Here is a 20,489-nt window from a genome sequence, read left to right as displayed (position 1 = left end):
CCCTCGGGGCGGTTCAGCGGGGCGCGGGCTTCTGTCCGCGCCGGCCGGCCATGGCATCGTGCCGTACCAGCACGGTGCCGGCCAGCACGTCATAGAGGGTGCGGCGGCGGCGATCGAAGAGGGACCAGCCAAAGGGCAGCAGCCAGAGCAGCGCCCACAGGACGGCCGTGAAGGCCGAGCCTGCCGTCCAGACCAGGGCCAGTCCACCCCAGAAGAAGATCGAGGCCACCGTGTAGCGCCACAGGGCGCGGGGCAGGCTGACCGGGCCCTGGGTGCCATCGTCGCGGACCACCTTCACGCCGATGGTCTTCATGGGAAGGCTCCAGCGGCCGTTGCTCCAGAACCAGCCGAAGTACGCGCCCAGCAGGCAGAACAGGTAGAGCTGGAAGAGCGTGCGCGCCAGCCCCGATTCGCCGTGGAACTGGGCCAGCGCCGAGAAGGCGTAGCCGAAGAAGAACAGCACGCCGAACAGGACGATGCCATCGTAGACGCACGACATGAAGCGCCGCCACGGCGAGGCGGGCAGGGCTGGCGTGGGGACGGGGGAGGTCGGGGCGGAGGTATGGTCAGGCATGGGGGAATGATCGCATGACGGGCCGCCAAGCATACTTCAGTGCGGCCCGCCCGGGACACCGCCACCCGGACCCTCACCGCCCGGGCCACCATGGCCACCAGCCGGCCCGTTGTCGCCGTCGCCTGGCCCGTTGCTGTCGGTACTGTCGGCGTGACCGCCACCGATGTCATGGTCGTGCCAGCCCGGGCGGCTGTCACGCGGGTCCGGGCTCAGGGGTGGGCGGCCTTCCAGCGCGCCAAAGGGGAGGTCGGGAGCACCTGTCTGTGGAACGCTCTGCTGGGGCGCTGACAGCGAACCGCCAGTGGAGGCCGGTCGGCTGATGTCCGGACCGTGGGGCTGCTTCTCGACGAAGAGCGCCTCGGGGGCGCCGTTGGGCACGCCGGGCAGGGCACCTGGGGGAATGTCGGGGCCGGGCACGCTCATCTGTTGGGGGGATGATGGGTCCGGTGGCGGCGGGGGCATCAGCACGGAGCGTGTGGACTCCGGATTCACGATGATGACCAGCATGTCCTCGCCCTGCGGCGGAGGCATGTGTCCCGGAGGGGGCGGCATGCCGCCGGCGCGTGCGCGCTGGGCCGCGGCGATGTCGTGGGCCTGCTCGGAATGGCGCAGCCGCTCGCGTTCGGCGTAGCTGAAGCTCTGGTAGCGTTCCCACTCCTTCACGCGCTCGGGCATGGGGCGCCGGCGGGCGTTCTGGTGGTTGAGCCGGGCGATGCGACGCTCTTCGGGCGACATGTTGGCCCATTCGAGGATGCGGCGGCGGGCGCGCTGGCGCTGAGCCTCGGGCAGTTGCTGCATCCGGTCGGCAAAGGCCATCCATGAACGCTTCTCGGCCACGGGCCAGGTGTTCCATTCGGGGGCGAACGGCGCGAGGATCTCCTGCTGGGTCTCGTCCAGATCTTCCCAGCCAGGCTCGAACAGCGCGGTGATGGCGATGGGCAGCTCCAGCGACAGGACCTCGCCGGCGGCCAGCTGCACGGTGTCGTCGCCGGGCCGGTGCTCGGGAAGCGGGATGTCGATGCGTGGCAAGGCCAGCAGGTCGGGGGCCGGCTGCCGCTGGGCAGACGCAGGGGGAATCTGCGTCTGCTGTCCCTGGGAGGCGACGGCTGGCGTGGCCAGCACGAAGGCGGCCCCGGTGGCCAGGGAAAGCAGGGCGGGACGAACGGGCACGCTCTGACGCATGGAGGGCCTCAGCGGTCGCGTGCCGATGCGGAGGTGCGCATCATGCCGCCCTGCAGGTGGGCGGCAAAGCCGTTGTCGGTGTAGGCCGACAGCGGCACGTCGGCGGTCAGCATCTCGGTGTAGGCGTCGGCCTGCTGGATGACGGTGCGCTCCTGGGTGAAGAGGCTGCCAGCCAGGGCGGCCAAGGCCAGCAGGATGGCCGGGATGGCGGTGAGCGCCAGCCGTGACCAGGCCGGTGCCTGCCAGGGCGTGCGCCAGAAGTCGAGGAAACGTCCCCGGCTGCGTCCGGCGCGGCCGGTTTCGCGGGTGATCTCGTCCAGGCGGGCGAGTGCCTGGCCGCGCGCCGCCGCCAGGCGTGACTGGATGCGCGGCGAGAGGTCGTCTGCAGCGGAATCGAGCAACTGGCACAGGCGCCGTGCCATCTGGTCCTGGTGGGGGGTCATAAGGTAATGCCTTTGGCGCGCAGAGCTTGCGACAGGGTGTGGATGGCCCGGGAACAGTGCGTCTTCACGCTGCCTTCCGAGCAGCCCATGGTCCGCGCCGTCTCGGCCACATCCATCTCCTCCCAGTAACGCAGGATGAACGCTTCGCGTTGACGGCGGGGCAGGCGCTCGATCTCGGCCTCGATCAGGCGCAGGGTCTGGGCGCGGCTGGCTTCATCGGAGGCGTCCTCGGTACGGCGGTCGTCGGCGTTGGCCAGCAGGCTCTCCAGGGGATCGACATCCTCGTCGCCGTCCTGGCTGCCGACGCCAGGCAGGGACGAGAACAGGCTGACCCAGGTGCGCCGCACCTTCTGGCGACGGAAGTGGTCGTGGGTGGCGTTCTGGAGGATGCGCTGGAAGAGGGGGGCCAGTTCGGCCACGGGGCGGTCGGAATACTTTTCGACGAGCTTGAGCATGGCGTCCTGGACAATGTCCAGCGCAATGTCGTCGTCGCGCACGGTGTAGACCACCTGCTTGAAGGCCCGGCGCTCGACCGAGGCGAGAAATTCCGATATTTCCGGTCGGGTCGCCATAGGCTGTTGATGGTAGCATGCCGGGATGCGTGCGACCCTGCCGGGCCGCGTGCATGCTGCCATGCCGGCTGCCCACAAGGCGCTGGGGTGCTGCAGGGACTGGTCGGATCGCCGGGCGTCATGTGCCCGCTGGCGGTCGGGCGGGTCAGGGAGGATCCATCGGGGTCTTCCCGGAACAGGGAACCTGCCGTTGTCAGGGTCTGTCTCGGGGCGGAGGCATGTGCCGAACCGGGGCCGGCGGACGGTGGGGCAATCTGAGCGAGGAGCAAACAAAAATGGAACTTACCGGCGCGGAAATCGCCATCCGTTGTCTGGAGGAAGAGGGCGTCAAGCACATCTTCGGTTATCCGGGGGGCGCCGTTCTCTATCTCTACGACGCACTGTATCCCAACCGCAATATCCAGCACATCCTGGTGCGCCATGAGCAGGCTGCCGTCCACGCGGCCGATGCCTACGCCCGCACCACCCAGGAAGTCGGTGTCTGTCTGGTGACCTCCGGTCCCGGCGTCACCAACGCTGTCACCGGCATCGCCACGGCCTACATGGATTCGGTGCCGATGGTGATCATCAGCGGTCAGGTGCCCACCAATGCCATTGGTGAGGACGCCTTCCAGGAATGCGACGCGGTGGGCATCACCCGGCCCTGCGTCAAGCACAACTTCCTGGTCAAGGACGTGCGCGACCTGGCAGCCACCTTCAAGAAGGCCTTCCACATTGCCTGCACCGGCCGGCCCGGTCCGGTGCTCATCGACATCCCGAAGGATGTCTCGCGCGACCGCTGCGGCTTCTCCTACCCCAAGACCGTGGCCATGCGCTCCTACAACCCCGTGGTCAAGGGGCACCAGGGACAGCTCAAGAAGGCCATGCAGCTCATCCTGGCGGCCGAGCGCCCGCTCATCTACGTGGGCGGCGGCGTCATCCTGGGCAATGCCTCCAAGGTGCTGAACGAGCTGGTCGACCAGCTGGGCTTCCCGTGCACCACCACGCTCATGGGCCTGGGGGCCTACCGTTCCAGCGATTCCAAGTGGATCGGCATGCCCGGCATGCACGGCACTTATGAAGCCAACATGACGATGCACCACTGCGACGTGCTGGTGGCCATCGGTGCCCGCTTCGATGACCGCGTCATCGGCAATCCGAAGCACTTCGCGCAGATCTCGCGCAAGATCATCCACATCGACATCGATCCGTCGTCCATCTCCAAGCGCGTCAAGGTCGACGTGCCCATCGTGGGGGACGTGGGCGAGTGCATGACCTCGCTGCTGGACCTGCTGGAAGCCTCGTTCAGCGCGGGCGCCGGCACCAACAGCAAGGCACTGCAGAGCTGGTGGGCGCAGATCAACGAGTGGCGCAAGCGGGACTGCCTGGCCTACGACCGCGAAAGCCCGAAGATCAAGCCTCAGTTCGTGGTCGAGAAGCTCTGCCAGGTCACGCACGGAGACGCCATCATCACCTCCGATGTGGGGCAGCACCAGATGTTCGCGGCGCAGTACTACCGCTTCGACAAGCCGCGTCGCTGGGTCAATTCCGGTGGTCTGGGCACGATGGGCGTGGGGCTGCCGTACGCCATGGGTGCCGCGCTGGCCAACCCCGGCGTGCCGGTGGCCTGCATCACCGGTGAAGGCTCCATCCAGATGTGCATCCAGGAGCTCTCCACCTGCACGCAGTACAACCTGCCGGTCAAGATCATCAACCTGAACAACGGTTCGCTGGGCATGGTGCGGCAGTGGCAGCAGATCGAGTACGAGGGGCGCTATTCCCAGTCGTACCTGCAAGCGCTGCCCGATTTCGTGAGGCTGGCCGAGGCCTATGGCCACGTCGGCATCCGCGTCGAGCGGCCCGAGGATGTGGAAGGGGCGCTGCGCGATGCCTTCGGCAAGTACAAGGACCGCACGGTGTTCATCGACTTCGTGATCGATCCCACCGAGAACGTCTGGCCGATGGTTCAGGGCGGCAAGGGCCTGACCGAAATGCTGCTGGGCGCAGAAGACCTCTGACAGGACAGGAGCCGACATGAAACACATCATTTCCGTGCTGCTGGAAAACGAGCCGGGGGCACTCTCGCGCGTGGTCGGGCTGTTCTCGGCCCGGGGTTACAACATCGAGTCGCTCACCGTGGCGCCCACCGAGGACGCCTCGCTGTCGCGGATGACCATCGTCTCCAGCGCCTCGCACGACACGCTGGAGCAGATCACCAAGCACCTGAACCGCCTCATCGATGTGGTGAAGGTGCTGGAGCTGACCGAGGCGCCGCACATCGAGCGCGAGCTGATGATGGTCAAGGTCCGTGCGGTGGCCAGCAAGGACCGCGACGAGATGAAGCGGATGGCCGACATCTTCCGCGGCCACATCATCGACGTGACCGACAAGGCCTACACCATCGAGCTGACGGGCGACTCGTCCAAGCTTGACGGCTTCCTGGCCGCGCTGGGCGAGGCGGTGATCCTGGAGACCGTCCGTACCGGCAGCTGCGGCATCGCCCGCGGCGAGCGGGTACTGAAGCTGTAGACCCCGCAACAGGGGCGCACGGGCAGTGTCCTGCGCGCCCCGCACTTCCCCCTGTCTGCGGTGGGGTGGGTCACCCGGGGGCTCCCGGGGACGGTTTACACTCTGTCGCAAGTGACGTTTTTTTGATTTTCCTGGCCGTGGCCGGGCCCTTGGGCCCGCGTGGCGGCCGGAATCCACCGACCAAGGATTTCCATTCCCATGAAAGTTTTCTACGATAAGGACACCGACCTCAAGCTGATCAAGAGCAAGAAGGTCGCCATCATCGGCTACGGCTCGCAGGGTCATGCCCATGCGCTCAACCTGAAGGATTCGGGTGTGGACGTGACGGTGGGCGTGCGCGTTGGTGGCCCGTCCGATGGCAAGGCCCGTGCGGCCGGCCTGAAGGTGGCTTCGGTGGCTGATGCCGTCAAGGGCGCCGACTTCGTGATGATCCTGATGCCGGACGAGCACATTGCCGCCGCCTACAAGGCCGATATCGAGCCGAACCTGAAGCAAGGTGCCGTGCTGGCGTTCGCGCACGGCTTCAACGTCCACTATGGCCAGGTGCAGCCGCGTGCCGACCTGGACGTGGTGATGGTGGCGCCCAAGGCTCCTGGCCACACGGTCCGCGGCACCTACGCGGCCGGTGGCGGCGTGCCCATGCTGATCGCCGTCCACCAGGACAAGTCCGGCGCTGCCCGTGACCTGGCGCTGTCGTATGCCGCTGCCATCGGTGGTGGCCGTGCCGGCATCATCGAGACCAACTTCCGCGAAGAGACCGAGACCGACCTGTTCGGCGAGCAGGCCGTGCTGTGTGGTGGCGTGGTCGAGCTGATCAAGGCAGGCTTCGAGACGCTGACCAAGGCCGGTTATGCCCCCGAAATGGCCTACTTCGAGTGCCTGCATGAGATGAAGCTGATCGTGGACCTGATCTACGAGGGCGGCATCGCCAACATGAACTACTCCATCTCCAACAACGCGGAGTATGGCGAGTACGTCACCGGCCCGCGCGTCATCACCGACGAGACCAAGGCCGAGATGGCCCGGGTGCTGAAGGACATCCAGACCGGCGAATACGCCAAGTCCTTCATCCTGGAAACCCGCGCCGGTGGTCCGGTGCTGGAGTCGCGCCGTCGTCTGAACGCCGAGCACCCGATCGAGGTGGTGGGCGAGCAGCTGCGCGCGATGATGCCGTGGATCAAGGCCAACAAGCTGGTCGACCGCTCGAAGAACTGAGCATCGACCCCTTTCCGATGGCCCCGCTGGCAGCTCTTGCCCGGTATGCGCTCCGCGCAGCGGGCAGGGCTGGCCCCGGTGGGGTCTCGGACCACCGGCAGAGCCTCTTTCCAGGATCATCCCGGAAAGAGGCTCTGTCGCATTTCATTCCGCCGCCCGGCTCCCGCCAAGGAGTGGCGGCAGGCCCTCGGCGTCGTGGCCACCGGGCGGCTGCGGCTTGCATCGTCGGACATCCGGCGCTCTAATCAGGACCATGAGCCAGAACACGATCTCCCCATCGGGCGCCAGCGCCACTGCGGGCGGCCATACGCACCTGCCTGCCAGCTGGCAGGACTGGATCACCACCAACGTGCTGCGCGGCTGCGAGCGGGCCGACATGCAGCGGATCATGGTCGAGAACGGCTTCGATCCGGTCTTCGCCCGCCACGCCATCGAGATCATCGGTGGCATTGGTGAGCGCGTGCAGGACCTGCCCGAGGACGAGCGCGCAGCGGCCGGCCTGCAGGGGGCGCGCAGACAGCGCTACCAGGCCTCGCCCATCCGCCTCATCTCGCAGCTGCCGCGCTTCACGGTGGCCGACCGTGAGGTGGAACTGGCGGCCGTGATGTCCAATCCCAACATCGCCGTCATCCGGGGGCTTCTGTCCGACGAGGAGTGCGACGAGGTGATCCGCCTGTCGCGCGGCAAGATGAAGACCTCGCAGGTTGTGGACCGCGAAAGCGGCGGCAGCTACGAGAGCAGCGTCCGCAAGAGCGAAGGCAGCCATTTCGAGCGTGGTGAGAACGAACTGGTCCGGCGCATCGAGGCCCGCCTGTCCGCGCTGGTTGATCTGCCCGTCAACCGGGGCGAGCCGTTGCAGATCCTGCACTACGGCCCGGGGGGCGAATACAAGGCCCACCAGGACTTCTTCGAGCCGAAGGATCCGGGCTCGGCCGTGCTCACCCGCGTCGGTGGCCAGCGCATCGGCACCGTGGTGATGTATCTGAATGACGTGCCGGAAGGGGGTGAAACAGCCTTCCCCGACATCGGTTTCTCGGCCAAGCCCATCAAGGGGTCGGCCGTGTACTTCGAATACCAGAACGCCGACGGGCAGCTCGACTATCGATGCCTGCACGCCGGCATGCCTGTGATCCGCGGCGACAAGTGGATCATGACCAAATGGCTGCGCGAGCGGCCCTACGAGCAGTGAAGAGTGCCCGTTCCCCCCGGGGCAAGATCCGCCCCCTGAATGCCCGGCGTGTCCGGTTGCGTCGACACTTCACGGCGGTCGAGATGCCCGTGCAGCCGCCGGACATGCTGCCTCCGCCCGAAGAGGACATCCAGCCCGCAGGCATGGTGGATGACGCTGCCCACCCGGCCGTACGCCATCGGCGAGCCATCTACCTGCTGCCCAACGCCTTCACCACCGGCAACCTGTTTGCCGGTTTCTATGCCATCGTCATGGCCATGAACGGTGAATTCCAGTGGGCTGCCATTGCCATCTTCCTGGCCATGTTCCTCGACAGCCTCGATGGACGCGTGGCCCGGCTCACCAACAGCCAGAGCACCTTCGGCGAACAGTACGACTCGCTGGCCGACATGATCTCGTTCGGCGCGGCGCCGGCGCTGGTCATCTACTCCTGGGCGCTCACCGGCATGGGCAAATGGGGGTGGCTGGCTGCCTTCATCTACGTGGCGGGCGCCGCCCTGCGACTGGCGCGTTTCAACACCAATATCCAGGTCGTCGACAAGCGCTACTTCCAGGGGCTGCCCAGTCCTGCAGCGGCCGCGCTGGTGGCGGGCCTGGTCTGGCTGGCCACCGACTGGCATGACTCGCGGCTGATCACGGCCACCGGGGGCGAACTGGGCGGACTGGCCTGGGTCATCACCGTCTATGCCGGCCTGACGATGGTCTCCAACTCGCCGTTCTACTCCTTCAAGGACTTCAACCTGCGGCGCAGCGTTCCCTTCGTCGTCCTCATCCTGCTCATGCTGGCGCTGGTGCTGGTGTCTTCCGATCCGCCCGGCATCCTGTTCCTGATCTTCATGGGCTACGGGATCTCGGGTCACGTCACTCAGGTACTGCGTTACCTGAAGCGCCGTCGGCGCAAGGCCGCCGGCCTGACGGGCGGGCAGGGCGGAAACTGACCCTGGCACACGTCTGACGAGGCTGCCCGAGACCCGGGCAGCCTGCAGCAGGGGTGAGCCGCAGGCGATGGATACCCGCTGTCTCGCGTGCCGGATGCCCGCATGACATGTCTTTGGAGCCTTTGACGCCCGTTGCAAGGCGAAGAAGAAGGCAGGGTCTTGTTTGACCCTGCTTTTTGCGGGGCGATAGAATCGACTTGATGCCCGGCCCGTCCGGGTCCCTGCCTGCCCGCGTGCAGACTGCGTGCGGCAAGGCTGTCATCCTCTTCTGATACGGTACATCCATGCCAGACTCCACGAATACCCAAGGCAAACGTCGCCCCCTGGTGATGGGCAACTGGAAAATGAATGGCAGGCAGGCCAACAACGAGGCCCTGCTGTCGGCACTCAAGCCCGCCGTGGCCGGCTTCGATACCATCGACGTCGCTGTCTGCCCCCCGTTCCCCTACCTGTCGCAGACGGCCTCGCAGCTGGCCGACAGCAACATCACCTTCGGCGCCCAGAATCTCTCGGCCCAGCAGGATGGCGCCTATACCGGCGAAGTCTCCTCGGGCATGCTGGTGGATCTGAAAGTGCGCTGGGTACTGGTTGGCCACTCCGAGCGTCGCTCGCTCTATGGCGAGACCGACGAGATCGTCGCCGCCAAGACGCAGGTTGCGCTGGACGCCGGCCTCATCCCCGTCATCTGCATCGGCGAGACGCTCGAAGAGCGCAAGACCGGTGACACCGAAGTGGTGCTGGCACGACAGCTTGACGCCGTCCTGCCGGTGATCGAGCGTCACCCGGCCTCGGCCTTCGTGCTGGCCTATGAGCCTGTCTGGGCCATCGGTACCGGCCTCACCGCCACGCCTGAACAGGCCCAGGCCGTGCACGCCTTCCTGCGTGACCGCCTCGCCTCCAGCGGCTATGCAGCCGCACCTTCCGTCCGCATCCTCTACGGCGGCTCCGTCAAGGCGGCCAACGCACCCGAGCTCTTCTCGCAGCCGGATGTCGATGGCGGTCTGGTGGGTGGCGCGTCGCTGGTTGCCAATGAATTCGTCGGCATCGCCAAGGCGGCCGTCGACAGCCTCGGAGCTTGAGCCACTCGATGGGTAATCTCTTTCATACGATCGCGCTGGTCCTGCTGATTGTCTCGGCGCTGGGTGTCGTGCTGCTGGTATTGCTGCAACACGGCAAGGGCGCCGACATGGGAGCGGCCTTCGGGTCCGGCTCCTCGGGCAGCCTGTTCGGGGCCAGCGGCTCGGCCAACTTCCTGTCGCGCATGACGGGCATCTGCGCCACGGTCTTCTTCGCCAGCACGCTGGCGCTGGCCTTCCTGGCTCACCCGGGTGGCCAGCACGCTCGCTCCACCAGCGGTGGCAGCAGCGTGATGGAAGGTGTCGACGTGCCGGCGCCGGCTTCGTCGTCGGTGCCCACGCTGCCGGGTGAACAGCCCGCTGCGGCACCTGCGCAACAGGGCAATGCCGTGCCGGAAGGCCCGGCCGGTGTTGCAGAAAAGTCGGCAGAGGGTGCCCAGGCACCGGCTGGCAAGCAACAATAAGTGCTCGAACGATCGGATTGATCATCCGATCGTTCATGTAGAATCCATCAAATCAGGCTGCAACTGATTTGGGTCAAGGCAGGCAGGGTTTCGCTCAGGCATCATGTTGGATGTCGCAGCACCCATGCCGGCCGGATTGAGGTAATATAGCCCCGGTCCAGCAAGGAGACATGGATGCAGCCGGATTCCGCAGCGTCCTTTGGACGCCCTGTAGAATCTAAGTAGAATGACCCGATTGCCGACGTGGTGAAATTGGTAGACACGCTATCTTGAGGGGGTAGTGGCGAAAGCTGTGCGAGTTCGAGTCTCGCCGTCGGCACCAGAATCACTCTATGGTCCGGCAGATGTTCTGTAGAACGCCTGCCGGTTCATTTATAGGGCTTGCCAACATTATCGGTCCGAGAGGATATGTCATGGATTTGAACAACTATCTACCGGTCCTTCTTTTTCTGTTTGTTGGCTCCCTCGTTGGTATCGGCCCCATGGTGATCGGCAAGCTGCTCGGTCCCTCCCGCCCCGATCCTGAAAAGCTCTCTGCCTACGAATGCGGTTTCGAGGCATTTGGTGACGCCCGGATGCAGGTTGACATCCGCTACTACCTGGTCGCCATTCTCTTCATTCTCTTTGACCTGGAGATCGCCTTCCTGTTCCCGTGGGCGGTCTCTCTGGGCACCATCGGTTTCATCGGCTTCATGTCGATGATGGTCTTTCTCGGCATTCTCGTCATCGGCTTCATTTACGAATGGGGCAAGGGCGCGCTTGACTGGGAGTGACCGGCTGCTGCGTGCCGCTGTCTTTCCTGCTGTGTCCGGGGCCGCCGTGGCTCATCCCGACATGGCTGCCGTTTCGCTGACCATTCCTGCCGAGCATCCGTCTGGTCAACCGTCCATTTTCCCCTGAGTAGGCCCATGAGCATCGAAGGCGTACTGAACGAAGGCTTCGTCACCACCAATGTCGACAAGCTGATCAACTGGACCCGTACGGGCTCGCTGTGGGCCATGACCTTCGGCCTGGCCTGTTGTGCCGTCGAGATGATTCACGCCGGCGTTTCGCGTTACGACCTGGACCGTTTCGGTGTCATCTTCCGGCCCAGTCCCCGTCATTCGGACGTCATGATCGTGGCCGGCACGCTGTGCAACAAGATGGCGCCGGCCCTGCGCAAGGTCTATGACCAGATGCCCGAGCCGCGTTGGGTCATCTCCATGGGCTCCTGTGCCAACGGGGGCGGCTACTACCACTATTCCTACTCGGTCGTGCGGGGCTGTGATCGCATCGTGCCCGTCGACATCTACGTGCCGGGCTGTCCGCCCACGGCCGAGGCGCTGATCTACGGCATCATCCAGCTGCAGCGCAAGATCCGTGAAACCAACACCATTGCGCGTCGCTGATCATGAGTACCGAAACCCTGGTTGCTGCCCTTCAGGACGCTCTCGGTGAGCGCATCCTGGGCCTGTCCACCGCCCTCGGCGAGGTCACGATCGAGATCAGCGGCGACTGCCATCACATCGTCTGCGAGCGCCTGCGCGATGACCCGCGTCTGGGCTTCGAGGTGATGATCGACCTCTGTGGCATTGACTATTCCACCTACGGCAATGCCGAATGGGATGCCCCGCGCTTCGCCGTGGTGATGCAGCTGCTCAGCATCCGGCACAACCATCGCGTGCGACTGCGTTCGTTCTGTATGGACGATGAGGCGCCGATGGTCGAGACTGTCACCGACCTGTGGCCCTGTGCCAACTGGTTCGAGCGCGAAGCGTTCGACCTCTTCGGCATCGTCTTCTCCGGCCACCCAGATCTGCGCCGCATCCTGACCGACTACGGTTTCATCGGTCACCCGTTCCGCAAGGATTTCCCCATCTCGGGCTACACCGAGATGCGCTACGACGAGAAGCAGCGCCGCGTCGTCTACCAGCCCGTCACCATCGAGCCGCGCGAGAACGTGCCGCGCGTCGTCCGCGAAGCCCAGTACGCAGGCGGTACCACGCGCAACGAGCAGTGAGACGAACATGGCCGAGATCAAGAACTACACCCTGAACTTCGGGCCGCAGCACCCGGCGGCCCACGGCGTGCTGCGCCTGGTGCTGGAAATGGACGGCGAGGTCGTGCAGCGTGCCGACCCGCACATCGGCCTGCTGCACCGGGCCACCGAGAAGCTGGCCGAGCAGCGCACCTACCTGCAGACACTGCCCTACATGGACCGTCTCGACTACGTGTCCATGATGTGCAACGAGCACGCCTACGTGCTGGCCGTCGAGAAGATGCTGGGCATCGAGGCGCCCATCCGCGCGCGCTACATCCGCGTGATGTTCGACGAGATCACCCGCATCCTGAACCACCTGATGTGGATCGGCTCGCATGCGCTGGACGTGGGTGCCATGGCCGTCATCCTCTACGCCTTCCGTGAGCGCGAGGCGCTCTTCGACTGCTACGAGGCAGTCTCGGGCGCACGGATGCACGCGGCCTACTACCGTCCCGGCGGTGTGGACGGCGACTTGCCGGGCACCATGGCCAAGTACAAGGCAGGCGGCAAGGGGGGCATCTCCGAGAGCCGCGCCAAGGCGCTGAACCTTGATCGCCAGGGGTCGCTGCTGGACTTCATCGAATCCTTCACCGACGTGTTCCCCACCTGCGTGGACGAGTACGAGACGCTGCTCACCGACAACCGGATCTGGAAGCAGCGTCTGGTGGGCATCGGCGTGGTCGAACCCGAGCGTGCCAAGGCGCTGGGTCTCACCGGCCCGATGCTGCGGGGTTCGGGCGTGGTCTGGGATCTTCGCAAGTTCCAGCCCTATGCCGTCTACGACAAGGTCGATTTCGACATCCCGGTGGGCGTAAACGGCGATTCCTACGACCGCTACCTGGTGCGCGTCAACGAGATGCGCCAGAGCAACCGGATCATCCGCCAGTGCGTCGAGTGGCTGCGGGCCAACCCGGGCCCCATCATGATCGACGACTACAAGGTGGCCCCGCCCAAGCGTGTTGCCATGAAGAGCAACATGGAAGAGCTGATCCACCACTTCAAGTACTTCACCGAAGGCATGCACGTGCCCGAGGGCGAGGCCTACGCGGCGGTGGAGCATCCGAAGGGCGAGTTCGGCATCTACCTGGTGTCCGACGGCGCCAACAAACCCTACCGCATGAAGATCCGTCCGCCCGGCTTCGTGCACCTGCAGGCGCTGGACGAGATGTCGCGCGGTCACATGCTGGCTGACGTCGTCACCCTCATCGGCAGCCAGGACATCGTTTTCGGAGAGATCGATCGATGACGGCCACCAAAGCCATTCCGGTCAAACGTCTGCTGTCGGCCCAGGCCTACCAGCTCATCGACCGCGAGATCGCCAAGTACCCGGCGGACCAGAAACAGTCGGCGGTGATGGGTGCGCTCACCATCGCCCAGGACGAAGTGGGCTGGGTGTCGCCCGCCGTCATTGAGGACGTGGCTGACTACCTCTCCATGCCGCCCATCGCGGTCTACGAGGTCGCCACCTTCTACAACATGTACAACCTCGAAGAGGTTGGCACCTGGAAGATCGGCGTCTGTACCTGTCTGCCGTGCGCGCTGCGCGAGGGTGACAAGGCCGGCGAGTACCTGAAGCAGAAGCTGGGCATCGACTTCGGCGAGACCACGCCCGACGGGCGCTTCACGCTGATCGAGACCGAGTGCCTGGGTTCGTGCGCCGATGCCCCGATCTGCCTGATCAACGACAAGCGGGTCGAGAGCTTCATGGACAACGCGAAGCTTGATGCGCTGATCGATGAACTGAGGAACAAGGAGCGTCACTGACCATGGACAGGAACCTGCAGATTGACGCCCGTGTCCAGGAGACGTGCTTCCATGGGCGGCACATCAACCCGCAGATCTTCGCGGGGCTGACCTCGGCCGACGGCTGGACGCTTGAGCAGTACGAGGCGCGCGGTGGCTATCAGGCACTCAAGCGTGTCCTGCTGGGGGCAGACGGCAAGCAGCCGATGACGCCCGAGGAAGTCATCGCCGAAGTGAAGGCCTCCGGACTGCGGGGCCGGGGTGGCGCGGGCTTTCCCACCGGCCTGAAATGGAGTTTCATGCCGCGGCAGTTCCCGGGCCAGAAGTACCTCGTCTGCAACTCGGACGAGGGCGAGCCGGGCACCTTCAAGGACCGCGACATCCTGCGCTACAACCCGCACATCGTCATCGAGGGCATGACGATCGCTGCCTACGCGATGGGCATCAGCGCGGGCTACAACTACATTCACGGCGAGATCTTCCGCATCTACGAGCGCTTCGAGGAGGCGCTGGCGCAGGCACGCGCTGCCGGCTATCTGGGGGATCGCATCCTCGGGACTGACTTCTCGTTCAACCTGAATGCCCACCACGGTTTCGGCGCCTACATCTGCGGCGAAGAAACCGCGCTGCTGGAGTCGCTGGAAGGCAAGAAGGGCCAGCCGCGCTTCAAGCCGCCATTCCCGGCCAGCTTCGGCCTGTACGGCAAGCCCACCACCATCAACAACACCGAGACCTTCTCGGCGGTGCCCTGGATCATCCGCAATGGCGGCCAGGCCTTCCTGGAAGCCGGCAAGCCCAACAACGGCGGCACCAAGATCTTTTCGGTCGGTGGCGACGTCGAGCGTCCCGGCAACTATGAGGTTCCGCTGGGCACGCCCTTTGCCAAGCTGCTGGAACTGGCGGGCGGGGTGCGTTATGGCCGCAAGCTGAAGATGGTCATCCCCGGCGGTTCGTCGGCCCCGGTCATTCCCGGCCACATGATGATGGACCTGACAATGGACTATGACGCCATTGCCAAGGCCGGCTCCATGCTGGGGTCCGGCGCCGTCATCGTCATGGACGAGACCCGCTGCCCGGTGCGCAGCCTGGAGCGGCTGTCGTACTTCTACTCGCACGAGAGCTGTGGCCAGTGCACGCCGTGCCGTGAGGGCACCGGCTGGCTGTACCGCCTCGTGCACCGCATCGAGCACGGTCAGGGCCGTCCCGAGGACATCGACGAGCTCGATCGCGTGGCCGGCAACATCCAGGGGCGCACGATCTGCGCGCTGGGTGACGCGGCCGCCATGCCGGTGCGGGGCTTCATCAAGCACTACCGTGATGAATTCGTTCATCACGTCGAACACAAGACCTGTCTTGTGCCGACCTCCCTTTGAGCTGAATCTGACGGGACAGTTATGGTCGAAGTCGAAATCGATGGGCAGAAGGTATCGGTCGCCGAAGGCAGCATGGTGATGCACGCGGCCAATGCGGCCGGCGTCTACGTGCCGCATTTCTGCTATCACAAGAAGCTCTCCATTGCCGCCAGCTGCCGCATGTGCCTGGTGGAGGTGGAGAAGGCGCCCAAGGCGCTGCCCGCCTGTGCCACGCCGGTCACCGCCGGCATGAAGGTCCACACCCATTCCCGCAAGGCCGTCGAGGCCCAGAAGGCGGTGATGGAGTTCCTGCTGATCAACCACCCGCTGGACTGTCCGATCTGTGACCAGGGCGGCGAATGCCAGCTGCAGGACCTGGCGGTGGGCTACGGTCATTCGATGTCGAATTACCGTGAAGAGAAGCGGGTCGTCTTCCACAAGAGCATGGGCCCGCTCATCTCCGCCGAGGAGATGTCGCGCTGCATCCACTGCACCCGCTGCGTGCGCTTCGGTCAGGAGATCGGGGGCATCATGGAGCTGGGCATGGCCGGGCGCGGCGAGCACTCGCAGATCCTCAGCTTCCTGGGCCATTCGGTCGACTCCGAGCTGTCGGGCAACATGATCGACATCTGCCCGGTCGGCGCGCTCACCAGCAAGCCGTTCCGCTATTCGGCCCGTACCTGGGAACTGACCCGTCGTCGCTCGGTAGCCCCGCACGATTCGCTGGGTTCCAACATCGTCGTGCAGGTCAAGCACGATCGCGTCAAGCGCGTGCTTCCCTTCGAGAACGAGTCGGTCAACGAGTGCTGGATTTCGGACCGTGATCGCTTCTCGTATGAGGGCCTGGAGGCGGCCGACCGCCTGCAGGTGCCGATGATCAAGCAGGACAACGAGTGGCGCGAGGCGTCGTGGGAGTCCGCGCTGGACTACGTGACGCACGCACTGGCCGACATCGCACAGAAGCACGGGCCCGAGTCCATCGGCATGCTGCTTTCGCCGACCTCCACGCTGGAGGAGCTGTATCTGGGCGGTGCGCTGATGCGTGGCCTGGGCAGCGAGAACGTCGACTTCCGGTTGCGTCAGACCGACTTCTCCATCGACGCCACCCGCGCCGGCGTGCCCTGGCTGGGCCACGCCATCGACGAGGTCGATTCCTTCGACACGCTGCTGATCATCGGTTCGTTCCTCCGCAAGGATCATCCGCTGCTGTCGGCACGGGTTCGTCATGCCGCCAAGAATGGCACGGCCGTCCACTCGGTGCACGGCGTGGCCGAGGACTGGCTGATGCCGATGGCCGGACAGCAGGTGCTGGCGCCGCACCGCTGGCTCGATCACCTGATCGAGGTGCTGGTGGCCTGTGCCCGCCAGGCGGGCCAGCCGGTGCCCCAGCCGTATGGCGAGGTCGAGCCCTCCGAGGCCGCCAAGGCACTGGCCGCTGCGCTGGCCGAAGGCGAAAAACGCGCCATCTGGCTGGGCAATGCCGTCGTCCAGCATCCGCAGCATGGTGCCATCCTGCAGGTGGTGCAGGCCATTGCCCAGCTCACCGGCGCACACTTCGGCGTCATCGGTGAGGCCTCCAACTCGGTAGGGGGCTACCTGGCCACTGCATTGCCGGTCGTCGGCAGTTCCGGGCTGGACGTGGTGCAGATGCTGGCCCAGCCGCGTCGTGCCTATCTGCTGCACGGCATCGAGCCCACGCTGGACATCGCCGACGCCGTGTCCGCCCGTGCCGCCCTGAAGCAGGCCGATACGGTGATTGCGCTCACGGCCTATGCCTCGCCCGAGCTGATGGAGCTGGCCGACTGCCTGCTGCCCATCGCCCCGTTCACCGAAACGGGCGGCTCCTTCGTCAACTGCGAGGGCCGGCTGCAGAGCTTCAACGGTGCCGTGCGTCCCGCCGGCCAGACCCGGCCGGGCTGGAAGGTGCTGCGCGTGCTGGGCTCGCTCATGGGCATCCCGGGCTTCGATTTCGAGAGCGTCGAGCAGGTGCGCCAGCGGGCGCTGGCCGGTGCGGTCGAACCTGTCGCAGCGGAGCCGGCGCGGCCCGTCGCACCGGCCTCGTCCAACCGCCCGGGTGCCGGCCTGCGCCGCAGCCTGGTGCGCAAGGAGTCGCTCTCGGCAGCACCCATTCCCGATGGCCGCCATTTCGGGCGGCTCCTGAACAACCAGGTGGCGCCCCAGCTGCCAGCCTACCGTGCCCTGCCGTGGGCCGGGGTGCTGCAGCGGCTGGCCAGCGTGCCCATCTATTCGGTCGATGCCCTGGTGCGGCGCGGCACGGCGCTCCAGAAGACTGCCGATGCCCGCGCGCCGGTGGTCCGCCTGCATGGCGAGACGCTGGCCCGTCTGGGTCTGGAAGGGGCGGCCGAGGTGCGGGTCAGCCAGGACGGTCACGAGATCGTGCTGCCGCTGGTCCGCGATGACCGGCTGGCCCAGGACGTGGCCTGGGTGCCGGCGGCGCATGTCTCGGTCACGGCGCTGCCCGCAATGTTCGGACCGATCACGCTGGAGGCCGTCAAGTGAATTTCATCGACGTGATCAGCCAAACGGGCGAGCAGTGGCTGGGCATGGCCTGGCCTGTCGTCTGGAACCTCATCAAGATCATCGTGCTGGTGGCACCGCTGATGATCTGCGTGGCCTATCTGACGCTCTGGGAGCGCAAGATGATCGGCTACATGCACGTGCGGATCGGCCCGAACCGGACCGGCCCGCTCGGGCTGCTGCAGCCGATGGCCGACGGCATCAAGCTGATGCTGAAGGAGATCCTGCTGCCCACGCAGGTCAGCCCCATGCTCTTTCTGGTGGCGCCGGTGCTGGCCATCATGCCGTCGCTGGCGGCCTGGTCGGTCATCCCGTTCGGTCCCGACCGCGCCCTGGCCAACATCAATGCCGGCATCCTGCTGCTGCTGGCGCTGACCTCGCTGGAGGTCTACGGCGTCATCCTGGCAGGCTGGGCCTCCAACTCGAAGTACTCGTTCCTGGGCGCGCTGCGTGCAGCGGCCCAGATGGTGTCCTACGAGCTGGCCATCGGCTTCTGCATGGTGATGGTGCTGATGGTCTCGGGCAGCATGAACATCTCCGAGATCGTGATGGCGCAGGGCAGGGGAACCTTTGCCGACCACGGCATCAACTTCCTGTCCTGGAACTGGCTGCCGCTGTTGCCGGCGCTGGTGGTGTACTTCATCTCCGGCGTGGCCGAGACCAACCGTCACCCGTTCGACGTGGTGGAGGGCGAGTCCGAGATCGTGGCCGGCCACATGGTGGAATACGCGGGCATGAGCTTTGCGGTGTTCTTCCTGGCCGAGTACGCCAACATGATCCTGGTGTCGGCGCTGGCCGCCATCATGTTCTTCGGTGGCTGGCAGCCCTTCTTCACGCTGGGGCTCGACATCGGTCCGCAGTGGCTGTGGGACTGGTTCTGGCTGTTCATCAAGACCTTCTTCCTGGTCAGCCTGTTCATCTGGTTCCGGGCCAGCTTCCCGCGCTACCGCTATGACCAGATCATGCGGCTGGGCTGGAAGGTGTTCATTCCGGTCACGCTGGTCTGGCTGCTGGTGATTGCCGTCTGGATGCAGACGCCCTTCAACATCTGGAAGAGCTGAAGATGCGAGCGATCAAGGATTTCTTTTCCAGCTTCCTGCTGCTTGAGCTGCTCAAGGGCATGAAGCTGACGGGGCGCTACCTGTTCGCCCGCAAGATCACGGTCCAGTATCCCGAGCAGAAGACGCCGCTGTCGCCGCGCTTCCGGGGGCTGCACGCACTGCGCCGGTATTCCAACGGCGAAGAGCGCTGCATCGCCTGCAAGCTCTGCGAGGCGGTCTGCCCGGCCATGGCCATCACCATCGAGTCGGCAGTGCGTGCGGACGGACAGCGTCGCACCACCCGCTACGACATCGATCTGACCAAGTGCATCTTCTGTGGGCTGTGCGAGGAGTCCTGTCCGGTCGACTCCATCGTCGAGACCCACATCTTCGAGTATCACGGCGAGAAGCGCGGCGACCTGTATTTCACCAAGGACATGCTGCTGGCCGTGGGCGATCGCTACGAGAGCGAGATCGCCGCGGCTCGCGAAGCCGATGCCCCCTATCGCTGAGCAAGGACGGTCGGCAACATGGATGTCATATCAGTCTTGTTTTTCCTGTTCGCGCTGGTGACGGTCTTTGCGGCCACGCGCGTGATCACGGCGCGCAACCCGGTTCACAGCGCGCTGTTCCTGGTGCTCACCTTCGTGTCGTCGGCGGCCATCTGGCTGCTGATGAAGGCCGAGTTCCTGGCTATCGTGCTGGTGCTGGTGTACGTGGGCGCGGTGATGGTGCTGTTCCTGTTCGTGGTCATGATGCTCGACATCGACCTCGACAACCTGCGTGTAGGCTTCTGGCGATCGCTGCCGGTCGGGCTCTTTGTGGCGGCCATCATCGTCGTCGAGCTGTCGCTGGTGCTGTGGGCCCACTTCGGTGGCGTCCAGGAGGCCGACCTGGTGCAGCCGGCAGCCGACTACGACAACGCCAAGGCGCTGGGTGAGCTGCTCTACACGGGCTACATCTATCCGCTGGAGATCGCCGGCATGATCCTGCTGGTGGCCATGGTGGCAGCCATCGCGCTCACCCTGCGCCGTCGCAAGGATCGCAAGTCGCAGAACCCCAGCCAGCAGGTGCGGGTGCGTGCTGCCGACCGCGTGCGTCTGGTGAGCATGTCGGCCGTGGTGCCTGCGCCGCCGCAACCCGCCGAGGCGGCCGAAGGGCAGGGTTCGGAAACCGCACAGGCGGCGCCTGCTGCAGCCCAGCCGGCTGCAGGGTCCGCGGATGCCAAGTCGGCCGATGCCAAGCCGGCCGCTGCATCTGCCGAGGCCAAGCCTGCAGCCTCGAAAGAATCGTGAGAGGGGTGCAACGATGACCGCTGATTTCCTGCAACTGGGCCTCGCGCACTACCTGACGCTGGGGGCCATCCTGTTCTCGATCGGGGTGGTGGGGATCTTCCTCAACCGTCGCAACCTGATCGTCGTGCTGATGTCGATCGAGCTGATGCTGCTCGCCGTCAACATGAACTTCGTGGCCTTTTCACATTACATGGGGGATCTGGCCGGCCAGATCTTCGTGTTCTTCATCCTGACGGTGGCGGCGGCCGAATCGGCCATCGGCCTGGCAATCCTGGTCGTGCTCTTCCGTCAGTTCCATTCCGTCAACGTCGAAGATCTCGACCATCTGAGGGGCTAGCCG

The 20,489-nt window shown here is 65.4% G+C and carries 22 protein-coding genes and 1 tRNA gene; 19 read left to right on the top strand and 4 right to left on the bottom strand.

Annotated features, from left to right (window positions below):
* Positions 1-13 precede the first annotated feature (13 nt).
* From EL249_RS10755 to EL249_RS10740, 4 genes are read right to left on the bottom strand one after another with little or no spacing between them, the layout of a single operon-like run.
* Positions 14-574, bottom strand: a complete 561-nt coding sequence (locus tag EL249_RS10755) for an RDD family protein (protein WP_169311651.1) — start codon at positions 572-574, stop codon at positions 14-16.
* A 36-nt stretch (positions 575-610) separates the two neighbouring features.
* Positions 611-1,756, bottom strand: a complete 1,146-nt coding sequence (locus EL249_RS10750; RefSeq protein ID WP_005672443.1) for a DUF3106 domain-containing protein — start codon at positions 1,754-1,756, stop codon at positions 611-613.
* 8 nt (positions 1,757-1,764) lie between these two features.
* Positions 1,765-2,199, bottom strand: coding sequence for a DUF3619 family protein (locus tag EL249_RS10745; RefSeq protein ID WP_005672446.1), 435 nt, complete (start codon positions 2,197-2,199; stop codon positions 1,765-1,767).
* Entirely contained in the window at positions 2,196-2,771 is a 576-nt protein-coding gene (locus EL249_RS10740; RefSeq protein WP_005672448.1) for an RNA polymerase sigma factor, read from the bottom strand. Before EL249_RS10740 ends, EL249_RS10745 begins: the two co-directional genes overlap by 4 nt.
* A 275-nt stretch (positions 2,772-3,046) precedes the next feature.
* On the opposite strand from EL249_RS10740, the gene EL249_RS10735 reads away from it, so the two are divergent.
* The 19 genes from EL249_RS10735 (at position 3,047) to nuoK (ending at position 20,486) form a co-directional block, all read left to right on the top strand.
* Complete coding sequence (locus EL249_RS10735) at positions 3,047-4,768, top strand: acetolactate synthase 3 catalytic subunit (protein ID WP_005672451.1); 1,722 nt, start codon at positions 3,047-3,049, stop codon at positions 4,766-4,768.
* A gap of 16 nt (positions 4,769-4,784) precedes the next feature.
* A complete protein-coding gene (gene ilvN, locus EL249_RS10730; protein ID WP_005672453.1) occupies positions 4,785-5,279 on the top strand; it encodes an acetolactate synthase small subunit in 495 nt (164 codons plus the stop codon).
* Positions 5,280-5,477: 198 nt separating this feature from the next.
* Positions 5,478-6,494, top strand: coding sequence for a ketol-acid reductoisomerase (gene ilvC / locus EL249_RS10725; protein WP_005672455.1), 1,017 nt, complete (start codon positions 5,478-5,480; stop codon positions 6,492-6,494).
* 253 nt (positions 6,495-6,747) lie between these two features.
* Positions 6,748-7,683, top strand: coding sequence for a 2OG-Fe(II) oxygenase (locus EL249_RS10720; RefSeq protein WP_005672457.1), 936 nt, complete (start codon positions 6,748-6,750; stop codon positions 7,681-7,683).
* Between the two features lie 104 nt (positions 7,684-7,787).
* Positions 7,788-8,621 (top strand): CDP-diacylglycerol--serine O-phosphatidyltransferase, encoded by an 834-nt coding sequence (gene pssA, locus EL249_RS10715; RefSeq protein ID WP_233419737.1) that lies wholly within the window; start codon positions 7,788-7,790, stop codon positions 8,619-8,621.
* Between the two features lie 284 nt (positions 8,622-8,905).
* Complete coding sequence (gene tpiA / locus EL249_RS10710; protein WP_005672463.1) at positions 8,906-9,700, top strand: triose-phosphate isomerase; 795 nt, start codon at positions 8,906-8,908, stop codon at positions 9,698-9,700.
* 8 nt (positions 9,701-9,708) lie between these two features.
* A complete protein-coding gene (secG, locus tag EL249_RS10705) occupies positions 9,709-10,161 on the top strand; it encodes a preprotein translocase subunit SecG (protein WP_005672465.1) in 453 nt (150 codons plus the stop codon).
* Positions 10,162-10,398: 237 nt separating this feature from the next.
* Positions 10,399-10,483 (top strand) — tRNA-Leu (locus tag EL249_RS10700).
* A 91-nt stretch (positions 10,484-10,574) separates the two neighbouring features.
* Positions 10,575-10,934 (top strand): NADH-quinone oxidoreductase subunit A, encoded by a 360-nt coding sequence (locus EL249_RS10695; RefSeq protein ID WP_005672467.1) that lies wholly within the window; start codon positions 10,575-10,577, stop codon positions 10,932-10,934.
* A 135-nt stretch (positions 10,935-11,069) separates the two neighbouring features.
* Positions 11,070-11,549: a NuoB/complex I 20 kDa subunit family protein gene (locus EL249_RS10690; protein WP_005672471.1), complete on the top strand. Its 480-nt coding sequence runs from the start codon at positions 11,070-11,072 to the stop codon at positions 11,547-11,549.
* A 2-nt stretch (positions 11,550-11,551) separates the two neighbouring features.
* Positions 11,552-12,160, top strand: a complete 609-nt coding sequence (locus tag EL249_RS10685; protein WP_005672473.1) for an NADH-quinone oxidoreductase subunit C — start codon at positions 11,552-11,554, stop codon at positions 12,158-12,160.
* 7 nt (positions 12,161-12,167) lie between these two features.
* On the top strand, positions 12,168-13,427 hold the full coding sequence (locus EL249_RS10680; protein ID WP_005672475.1) for an NADH-quinone oxidoreductase subunit D: 1,260 nt from the start codon (positions 12,168-12,170) through the stop codon (positions 13,425-13,427).
* Positions 13,424-13,945 (top strand): NADH-quinone oxidoreductase subunit NuoE, encoded by a 522-nt coding sequence (gene nuoE / locus EL249_RS10675; protein WP_005672477.1) that lies wholly within the window; start codon positions 13,424-13,426, stop codon positions 13,943-13,945. The genes EL249_RS10680 and nuoE overlap by 4 nt, the downstream gene beginning before the upstream one ends.
* A 2-nt stretch (positions 13,946-13,947) precedes the next feature.
* Positions 13,948-15,297, top strand: coding sequence for an NADH-quinone oxidoreductase subunit NuoF (gene nuoF / locus EL249_RS10670; protein WP_005672479.1), 1,350 nt, complete (start codon positions 13,948-13,950; stop codon positions 15,295-15,297).
* A 21-nt stretch (positions 15,298-15,318) separates the two neighbouring features.
* The gene (nuoG, locus tag EL249_RS10665) at positions 15,319-17,796 is read left to right on the top strand and encodes an NADH-quinone oxidoreductase subunit NuoG (protein WP_005672481.1); all 2,478 of its coding nucleotides are present in this window, start codon (positions 15,319-15,321) and stop codon (positions 17,794-17,796) included.
* Complete coding sequence (nuoH, locus tag EL249_RS10660; RefSeq protein WP_005672482.1) at positions 17,793-18,875, top strand: NADH-quinone oxidoreductase subunit NuoH; 1,083 nt, start codon at positions 17,793-17,795, stop codon at positions 18,873-18,875. Before nuoG ends, nuoH begins: the two co-directional genes overlap by 4 nt.
* A 2-nt stretch (positions 18,876-18,877) precedes the next feature.
* Positions 18,878-19,366, top strand: coding sequence for an NADH-quinone oxidoreductase subunit NuoI (nuoI, locus tag EL249_RS10655; protein ID WP_005672483.1), 489 nt, complete (start codon positions 18,878-18,880; stop codon positions 19,364-19,366).
* 18 nt (positions 19,367-19,384) lie between these two features.
* Positions 19,385-20,149 carry an NADH-quinone oxidoreductase subunit J gene (locus EL249_RS10650; RefSeq protein ID WP_005672484.1) on the top strand — a complete coding sequence of 255 codons (765 nt, stop codon included), beginning with the start codon at positions 19,385-19,387 and terminating at the stop codon, positions 20,147-20,149.
* A gap of 13 nt (positions 20,150-20,162) precedes the next feature.
* Positions 20,163-20,486 carry an NADH-quinone oxidoreductase subunit NuoK gene (gene nuoK / locus EL249_RS10645; protein ID WP_005672485.1) on the top strand — a complete coding sequence of 108 codons (324 nt, stop codon included), beginning with the start codon at positions 20,163-20,165 and terminating at the stop codon, positions 20,484-20,486.
* Positions 20,487-20,489: the final 3 nt, after the last annotated feature.

This window comes from Lautropia mirabilis, from assembly GCF_900637555.1.
In the GTDB taxonomy this organism is placed as follows: Bacteria; Pseudomonadota; Gammaproteobacteria; order Burkholderiales; family Burkholderiaceae_E; genus Lautropia; species Lautropia mirabilis.
The sequence above is the reverse complement of the archived record's forward strand: the minus strand, read 5'-3'. Positions and strand labels throughout refer to the sequence as shown.